Annotated in this window: 2 protein-coding genes; one reads left to right on the top strand and one right to left on the bottom strand. The window is 72.2% G+C overall.

Annotation, left to right across the window (positions count from 1 at the left end; all coding sequences use genetic code 11):
• Positions 1-104 precede the first annotated feature (104 nt).
• Entirely contained in the window at positions 105-641 is a 537-nt protein-coding gene (locus ACWD4P_RS38235; RefSeq protein WP_449782825.1) for a hypothetical protein, read from the top strand.
• On the opposite strand, the gene ACWD4P_RS38230 is transcribed toward ACWD4P_RS38235, so the two are convergent.
• The gene (locus ACWD4P_RS38230) at positions 631-1173 is read right to left on the bottom strand and encodes a hypothetical protein (protein ID WP_449782824.1); all 543 of its coding nucleotides are present in this window, start codon (positions 1171-1173) and stop codon (positions 631-633) included. The two genes, ACWD4P_RS38235 and ACWD4P_RS38230, sit on opposite strands and share 11 nt — an antisense overlap.
• Between the last annotated feature and the right edge of the window lie 222 nt (positions 1174-1395).

Raw genomic sequence — 1395 nt, 5'->3', positions numbered from 1 at the left:
TCCGTGCGACCCGGGCCTGGCGCTCCACAGTCGGAAGGGTCCGGCACCTCCCAAGGTGCCGGACCCTTCCGCATTCCCGCCCCGGCCGCCCCAGGAGGCCCGCGATGTCCGGCCCCCAGTCCCTGTTCGACTTCTGGTGGACCCCCACCCCGGACGGCGAGCGCCCCCAATGGACACTCGATCCCTTCGTCGGCGCCGGCCCGCTCCGCTTCGGCATGAACCACGACGAGGCCCTCACCGCACTGGGCAGCCCCGGCTCCGCGACCCTCGACTCCCGCGGCCCCGCCCTGGAGTGCCGACTCCGGCACCTCGGCCTGACGCTCTACTTCGACCGGCGGGAAGCCCTGCTCGGCATCGCCGCCGACGCCCTCAAGGGCCCCCAGGTCCTCGCGGACGGGACGGCGCTCACCGGACGGACCCCCTCGGTCCTCGAACGGTGGATCACCGACCGCGCCACCCGCCCGCCCACACCGGAGATCCTCCGCATGCCCGGAGGTCAGCCGGCCTCGCGGACCCTCGGGCTGGTGATCGGCCTCCAGCGCTCCCACGACCTCCTCCTCACGCGGCCGGTCCTGCTCTCGCGTGAGGCCACCCGGAACCCGGCCCTCGTCCTCCCGGACGAGGCCTGGATCATCCGGTGATCCGAAAAGCCTCGTCAGGCAGGAAGTCGTGCAGACAGGGCAGGCCTTCCGCGGAGAAGAACACCGGCCGCGACAGCAGCCCGTCCCCCGCCCGCTGCACCCCGATCACCAGCCCGAGCGACTCCGAGCAGAACTCGCCCCCGCCCATCAGGACGAGCTCCTCGACCGGCGCCAGGGCATCGGCCCGGTCCCACAGCCACCTCCCCAGCTCGGACGGCCGCCGCCCGGTCAGCGCCACCCCCTCCACCGACACCTGCGGCCCGCACAGCGCGTCCGCCGAGACCCCCCGCAACCGCTCGTCCCAGTAGTAGAGCGTCAGCCCGAAGTCCCGGTAGCGACCCGTCACCAGCCCGTACGGGTCCTCGGCCAGGCACGGGCCCGAGTACCGCTGGAGGTCGCCGGTGCGGCGGCTCAGGGTGTTGGACACCTCGTCGATCAGCATCCCGAACCGCAGCGGCCCCACGCCCTCGAACGGCTCCAGCACCCACTGCTCACGCTCGCCGTCCGGCAGCACGTCCCAACGCTCGTACATGATCACGAAGCCTAGACCGCCCGTACGACCCCCCGGCCCGGCCGCGATTCGGCGCACAGGCGCTGAGCTGCTAATGTTCCCTTCAGCGCGGGAGAGATGATCTCCCGTCAGGCGTCAGCGGTGCTACCAGAGCACGTCCTACTTTCAGTAGGAAGAGTCCGTGCGACCCGGGCCTGGCGCTCCACAGTCGGAAGGGTCCGGCACCCACCAAGGTGCCGGACC

The sequence above is a fragment of the Kitasatospora sp. NPDC002543 genome (assembly GCF_053594915.1).
Note: the sequence above shows the minus strand (reverse complement) of the source record. Positions and strands in the feature narration are given on the sequence as shown.

What these genes read in the sequence shown, in the direction of transcription:
- ACWD4P_RS38235 (WP_449782825.1), top strand. Translation starts at nt 105, where the DNA reads ATGTCCGGCCCCCAGTCCCTGTTCGACTTCTGGTGGACCCCCACCCCG.
- ACWD4P_RS38230 (WP_449782824.1), bottom strand. Translation starts at nt 1,173, where the DNA reads ATGTACGAGCGTTGGGACGTGCTGCCGGACGGCGAGCGTGAGCAGTGG.